The following is a 5,974-nucleotide window of genomic DNA, read 5'->3' on the forward strand; positions in this document are numbered from 1 at the left end:
CCCGCTCGAGGGCTTGCTGCACGCTGCGCAGGGTCACCACCTCGCCCAGGTCGACGCCCAGCCCCGTGAAGGCCCGCGCCAAGGTGGGCGTGACCCCCGTCAAGACCGGGCGCGCGCCGAGCAGGCGCAGGGCCCCGACCATGCGCAGCAGGTGCTCGACAGAGACCGCGTCGATCTCGCGGACGCCGGTGAGATCGATGATCGGCACGCGCACGCGAGCGCGAGACACCTCCTCGAGCAGGCGCTCGGTCAAGATCCGCGCCCGCGTCTCCCCGAGGGAGCCGACGATGGGCAGGGCGATGACCCCCGGCGAGATCGTGATCAGCGGCGCGGACAGGGCCGCGATCTCCCCCTCCTGCGCCCGCACCCGCTCGCGCTCCTCGAGCAGCGCCGCCTCGATCTCCTCGGAGCTGACCCGCTGCAAGCGCTCGAGCTTGTCCATGCGATCGTAGTAGCGCTTGGCCTCGTCGAGGGCCTCCTCGCGCTCCTGGGCCAGCTTGCGCCGCTCGGCCTCGAGGCGGCGCAGCGCCCGGGCCGACTCGGCCAGACGGGCGACCAAGCTGGCGACCAGCGGATCTTCGCTGTCCGCGTGGGGGCAGCCACGACACCGCCGCACCTGCCTGAGCAGGGCGCCGAGCTCGAGGGCCGCGCCGGCTTCAGACTCGAGCACACACTGAGATTCACAGCCCACGGCGTCTCGACTCTACTCGCGATCAGCCCTTGATGAGCGCGAGGGTGAAGGTCTCGTCGTGGTGCATCGTCACGCCGTTGACGGGCGAGAGCTCCCCAAAGGTGTGGAAGCCGACCTTCGCCACCTCCGGGCCCAGGCGCGCCATGGAGCCCTCGACCTCGTCCTTGTAGCGCGGGCCGAGGACGACCTTGCGGGCCATGCAGTCGAAGAAGAGCGCGATGGAGGGGTCGGGGAGCTCGGCCAGGGCCGCCTCGCAGGCCGCGTCGGCGCCGGCGATCACGTCGTCCTTGGTGGCCCGGGACAGCCGCACCCGGGCCCCCTCGGGGATGTCCCCCCCGAACACGATGGCCTGGCGCTCCTCGTCGACGGCCTTGATCGCTCGGAGCAGGACGATGTCCTCGCGCTCCTCGAGGCGCTGGTGGCCGAGCTGGCCCCCGACCACCCCCAGCGGGAACTCGACGCCGACCATGGGCATCTCGGACCAGCGCTCGCCGATGTAGCCGCGCAGGATCGGCAGCGCCGGCTGGCCGTCGAGCTCGAGCAGGACGTTGCCGCCGTCGACCTTGGTCACCGTGCGCGTCGCCCCGACCGGCCGCCAGCCCGCCCGGGCCGCCGTCGCAACCCGGATGTCTCCGCGCAGCGCGACCCCGACCACCGCGCCGGTGAGGCAGCGCGCGTCGTGCAGCTGGTGGGTCTGCTCGAACTTCGCGTCGTCGGCCGCGAGGCCCCCGACGATGGGGAAGCGCTCGCCGAGCACGCTCTGCATGCCCTGGAGCAGGCGGGTGCCGTTGTAGGCCAGCCCGTCCGGGAACACCATCAACAGCGAGGGCTCGAAGCCCTCGACCTTGCGGGCGAAGGCGGCCCCCGCCTCGAAGGGGCCGCTGGCGACGTCGGTGTGCGAGAAGGTCTCGAAGGCCACGCCCTCCAAGCGCAGGCCCATGACCGTCAGCGAGCCCGAGAGCGCCTCCTCCGAGTTGATCTCGGCGTAGCTCGAGCAGCCCACGACCTTCGCCCCCGGGAGCTCGCGGTTGAGCGCCGCCAGGGCTGGCGCCGGATCCATCCGCGTCGACACGAAGGCGAGCAGCAGCTGCGGCTCCGCGCCGAGGGCCTCGAGCAGCTCTTCAGCGACCTCGAGCCCCGCCTCCGCGGGGTCGTCATGCACGATGGACACGCTACGGGCAACAATCACCGAGCGATGATAGCGAACATCGACCGGCGACCAGTGCCCCTAGGATCGCTTCACAGCGACATCGCGACCAGCACGCCGACGTAGGTCAGGTAGCAGGTCAAGAACACCGCGCCGACCCTGCGACCGAGGCGGGGCTCGGAGCCCTCCTTGCGGCCGGAGGCGAGGGCCAGGATCACCAGCAAGACCGTCAGCGAGCCCATCACGGGGTAGTCGCGGATCAGCAGGGAGTGGTCGATCTCGCCCGGGTCGAGGAAGGCCGGGAAGGGCAGCACGGCGAGGAGGTTGAACACGTTCGAGCCGAGCACGTTGCCGATCGCCATGGCGTCCTCGCCCCGCAGGGCCGAGGCCACCGAGGCCGCGAGCTCCGGGAGGCTCGTGCCGATCGCGACCACGGTCAGGCCGATGACGAGGTCGCTGACCCCGAGGGTCGAGGCGATCTCCGAGGCGCCCCAGACCACGCCGCGCGAGCTGCCCATGAGCAAGGCCAGACCCACGAGCAACCACAAGGTCGCGCGGCCGTAGCCCGCCGTGGGCTCGGCCTCGTCCTCGACCTCCTCGCTGTCGCGCCCGCTCCGGATCGCCCGGACCAAAAAGAGGATCAGCGTCGCCACCAAGATCGCGCCGTCGACCGGGCGCAGCTGCCAGTCGACGAGCAGCAGCACCACGCCGAAGGTGATCAGCAAGACCACCGGGATCTCCCGGCGGACCACGTCGCGGTGAAGGCGGATCGGCTTGATCAGCGCGCTGACACCCAGCACCAGGCCGATGTTGGTGATGTTGCTGCCGACCGCGTTGCCCAGGGCGATGCCGCCGCTGCCGTCGAGGGCCGCCATGGCCGAGACCAGCATCTCCGGGGCCGAGGTCCCGAGGCCGACGATCAGCATGCCGACCAGCAGCGGCGACACGCCCATGCGCCGCGCCAGGGTGGACGCCCCGAATACGAAGCGGTCGGCACCGAATACGAGCCCGGCGAGACCGAGGACGACGGCGAGGGCTGCAAGGGCGAGACCCACGGGGGCGCAGCATACGTCACGCGGGCCCCGAGGGGTGTTGCGAGGGGCCACGCGGCGAGGCGCGAGTCCGATCGGTGCGCCCACGCGCGCGCCAGTTCGGACGATGGGCATGGAGCCAGGGTTGTCCTTGAATGCCGTTCGCTAGGGACTGAGGCCACGAAGCCGAGAGCTTCCGCACCCTGCAGCGCGCGGGCGACTCATCTCCCCCTCCCCCCTGTCACGGCGCCGTCGACATGCTATCCACCGGCGGATGAGCGCGACGCAGCAGCGCAGGCACGCGCCTCGGGACGGACGGCCCGGGCTGTCCATCGTGATCCCCGTGTTTGACGAGGTCGAGTCCCTCGAGGAGCTCTACCAGGGCATCACCGCGGCCTGCGATCGCGTCGGCCGAGGCCACGAGCTGATCTTCGTCAACGACGGCAGCCGCGACGGCTCGGACCGCAAGCTCGACGAGCTCGCGGGCCGGGACCACCGGGTCCACGTCATCCACTTCCGGCGCAACTTCGGCAAGTCCCCGGCCCTCGCCGCCGCCTTCGAGCGGGTCATCGGCGACATCGTGTTCACCCTCGACGCGGACCTCCAGGACGACCCGGCGATGATCCCCGACTTCGTCGAGCGCATCGACGCGGGCGCCGACCTGGTCTCGGGCTGGAAGAAGCGCCGCCACGACCCCTTCGGCAAGACCTTCCCGTCCAAGGTCTTCAACTGGATGGTCCGCAAGCTCAGCGGCATCCCCCTGCGCGACTTCAACTGCGGCTTCAAGGCCTACCGCATCGAGTGCATCCGCGAGCTCTCGGTCTACGGCGGCTTCCACCGCTTCATGCCGGTGCTCGCCGGGGCCAACGGCTTTCGCATCGAGCAGATCGTCGTCAACCACCGGGCGCGCAAGCACGGCGTCAGCAAGTTCGGCGTCAAGCGCTTCTTCGACGGCATCCTCGACCTGATGACGGTGCTGCTGGTCACCAAGTACCGCACCCGCCCGCTGCACTTCTTCGGCCTCCCCGGCAGCGCCCTCGCGGCCACGGGCGTCGGCCTGCTCGTCTACCTGACCGTCCTGTGGTCCCTCGACCAGCCCATCGGCACGCGCCCGCTGCTGACCCTGGGCGTGCTGCTGACCATCACCGGCCTGCAGTTTCTGTGCTTCGGCCTCCTGGGCGAGCTGCTCGTGCGCACCACGGTGACCTCGCGCGAGATTTACTCGGCCATGTCGCCGGCCGAGCGCGCCCGCAAGATCGCCGCCGCGGACGGCAAGCCCCTGCCCGGCTCGGCGCCCGCCCCTGCCGCTGACCCGGCCCCCGAGCGAGAGGCGGCCGAGGCCCCCGCGCCCGACCCGGACTCCGTGACCACCAGCGAGGACGGCCCGACCGTCGATCCCTCGGCGGTGACCCGCGCGGACAACCCCCTATTGTCCAAAGACGACGCTGGCGCCTCGCACAGCGGCGCCCGAGACGGAGCACAGGAGCCGTCATGAACGCCCCCGTCGACGAGCGCAGCTCGAATCAAAAGAAGCACGAGAGCAACAACCCGATCCAGCGCGGGCTGATCGACAACTTCCACGCCAAGGCCATCGCCATGGTCAACCGCGCCAAGCCGGGCTCCATCCTCGAGCTCGGCTGCGGCGAGGGCTACGTCCTCGACGCCTTCGTGCGAGGCGGCGTCCAGGCCGAGCTGACCGGCGTGGAGCTCGACGAGCGCGCCGTGGGCAAGGCCCAGGCGCGGCTCGGCTCGCGGGCCACCATCGAGCACGAGGACGCCCGCAAGCTCGCCGCCGACGGGCGCCGCTTCGACATGGTCATGATGCTCGAGGTCCTCGAGCACATCCCCGAGCCCGAGCAGATGCTGCCGATCATCGACGAGCTCAGCACCGAGTGGATCCTGGTCAGCGTGCCCTGGGAGCCGGTGTTCTGCGCCCTCAACTTCATGCGCGGCAAGAACATCACGCGCTGGGGCAACGACATCGACCACGTCAACCATTGGAGCCGCCGCGGCTTCGCCGAGTTCATCGGCTCGCGCTTCGAGATCGTCGAGCAGCCCGGCGTGTTTCCGTGGACCATGCTGCTCGCCCGCAAGCGCAGCTGACACGCCGCGGCGCGGACCACGAAGCCGCTCCAATGCCGGCCAACCGGCAGCTGTGACGCACATCGCAATTGCCTCTCAGTGGCTCTGTGGAACCTGCTAACATGGTTCCATGGTGGAAGACGTACCGCGCCGAGCCACGGACTTGCTCTCGCCACAGGAGATCAAGGCGCTCACCCGCGCGTCCGATCTTCACGGCTTCCTGGCCACCTTCACGACCTGGGGCCTGATCGTCGCCGCCCTCGTGATCCCGGCTCTCGTCCCCCACCCCGCGGTCATCCTCGCGTCCGTGCTGATCCTCGGCGGTCGCCAGCTCGGCCTCGCCATCCTCATGCACGAGGCGGCGCACCGCAGCCTGTTCCGCACGCGCTGGATCAACGACTTCGTCGGCTACTGGATGGGCGGCGTGCCCATCTGGCAGCGCCTCGAGGGCTACCGGCTGCACCACCGCCGGCACCACGCGCGGACCAACACCGAGGCCGACCCGGACCGGGCCCTGAGCGCGCCCTTCCCCGTGACCCCGGCCTCGCTGGTCCGCAAATTCGCCCGGGACGCCGTCGGCCTCACGGGCCTGCGCCGCATGTTCGGCCAGCTGCTCATGGACCTGGGCATCATCGAGTACAGCGTCGCGCCCCCGGTGGAGAGGGCCGACCCCAGCGAGCGCACCCCGGCCACCATGGCCGCAGGCCTCGCCCGCCACACCCTGCCCTTCGTCGCCTTCAACGTGGCCCTGTGGGCCCTCGCCTACGCCCTCGGGGCCGGCTGGGTCTGGCTGCTGTGGTTCGGGGCCTACCTCACCAGCTTCAGCGCCTTCATCCGCATGCGCTCCATCGCCGAGCACGCCTGCACCTCGCCCAGCGAGAACCCCTTCCTCAACACCCGCACCACCCGGGCCAACCTGCTCGCCAAGCTCACCGTGGCGCCCCACGGGGTCAACTACCACCTCGAGCACCACCTGCTGCCGACGGTCCCGGCCCACCAGCTGCCCGCGCTGCACCGCCTGCT

Annotated in this window: 6 protein-coding genes; 3 read left to right on the forward strand and 3 right to left on the reverse strand. The window is 70.8% G+C overall.

Annotation, left to right across the window (positions count from 1 at the left end):
• The 3 genes from PPSIR1_RS48985 to PPSIR1_RS41055 all read right to left on the reverse strand — a co-directional run.
• Positions 1-691: STAS domain-containing protein (locus PPSIR1_RS48985; RefSeq protein ID WP_232296644.1), on the reverse strand; the 691-nt coding region annotated here is incomplete at its 3' end.
• Positions 692-713: 22 nt separating this feature from the next.
• On the reverse strand, positions 714-1,853 hold the full coding sequence (locus tag PPSIR1_RS41050; RefSeq protein WP_157596529.1) for an FIST signal transduction protein: 1,140 nt from the start codon (positions 1,851-1,853) through the stop codon (positions 714-716).
• Between the two features lie 77 nt (positions 1,854-1,930).
• Positions 1,931-2,893 (reverse strand): calcium/sodium antiporter, encoded by a 963-nt coding sequence (locus PPSIR1_RS41055; RefSeq protein WP_006977254.1) that lies wholly within the window; start codon positions 2,891-2,893, stop codon positions 1,931-1,933.
• Between the two features lie 250 nt (positions 2,894-3,143).
• On the opposite strand from PPSIR1_RS41055, the gene PPSIR1_RS41060 reads away from it, so the two are divergent.
• From PPSIR1_RS41060 to PPSIR1_RS41070, 3 genes are all read left to right on the forward strand, one after another.
• Positions 3,144-4,364 (forward strand): glycosyltransferase family 2 protein, encoded by a 1,221-nt coding sequence (locus PPSIR1_RS41060; protein ID WP_006977255.1) that lies wholly within the window; start codon positions 3,144-3,146, stop codon positions 4,362-4,364.
• Positions 4,361-4,972, forward strand: a complete 612-nt coding sequence (locus tag PPSIR1_RS41065; RefSeq protein ID WP_006977256.1) for a class I SAM-dependent methyltransferase — start codon at positions 4,361-4,363, stop codon at positions 4,970-4,972. The genes PPSIR1_RS41060 and PPSIR1_RS41065 overlap by 4 nt, the downstream gene beginning before the upstream one ends.
• Positions 4,973-5,081: 109 nt before the next feature.
• Positions 5,082-5,974, forward strand: an 893-nt coding sequence (locus PPSIR1_RS41070; RefSeq protein ID WP_045117768.1) for a fatty acid desaturase family protein, incomplete at its 3' end; no start/stop codon positions are given.

Origin of the sequence: Plesiocystis pacifica SIR-1 (genome assembly GCF_000170895.1) — a bacterium.
In the GTDB taxonomy this organism is placed as follows: domain Bacteria; phylum Myxococcota_A; class Polyangia; order Nannocystales; family Nannocystaceae; genus Plesiocystis; species Plesiocystis pacifica.

What these genes read in the sequence shown, in the direction of transcription:
- PPSIR1_RS41060 (WP_006977255.1), top strand. Translation starts at nt 3,144, where the DNA reads ATGAGCGCGACGCAGCAGCGCAGGCACGCGCCTCGGGACGGACGGCCC.
- PPSIR1_RS41065 (WP_006977256.1), top strand. Translation starts at nt 4,361, where the DNA reads ATGAACGCCCCCGTCGACGAGCGCAGCTCGAATCAAAAGAAGCACGAG.